The 260-nt window shown below is 71.2% G+C and carries 1 protein-coding gene; it reads right to left on the bottom strand.

The annotated features are described in order from the left end of the window. Nucleotides 1–57: 57 nt before the first annotated feature. The coding region (locus tag SB717_RS37215) for a hypothetical protein (RefSeq protein WP_410908130.1) at nucleotides 58–260 on the bottom strand (203 nt) is incomplete at its 5' end.

The raw sequence follows: 260 nt of genomic DNA, 5'->3' as shown, positions 1-260 counted from the left end.
CGAAGCGCCGGGGCGCTGCGCAATTTGGTGACCACCCAGGTCCGCGGACTCGACTCCCTACGCGGCCGGCCGGTACTGGCCCAGCCCTATCGCATCGTCGACGACCGGATCGATGAGATCGAACGCGCCGCCCGCGACATCCGCCGCGACGTCGCCCGGCACGTGTCCGGGGAGGAACAGCGGATCGAACATCTCACGGCCCGCCTGTCGACTCTCGGGCCCGCGCAGACGCTGGCCCGTGGATACGCCGTCGTGCAGCG

Source organism: Priestia sp. SIMBA_032 (assembly GCF_046535215.1).
Taxonomy (GTDB): Bacteria; Bacillota; Bacilli; order Bacillales; family Bacillaceae_H; genus Priestia; species Priestia aryabhattai.
The sequence above is the reverse complement of the archived record's forward strand: the minus strand, read 5'-3'. Positions and strand labels throughout refer to the sequence as shown.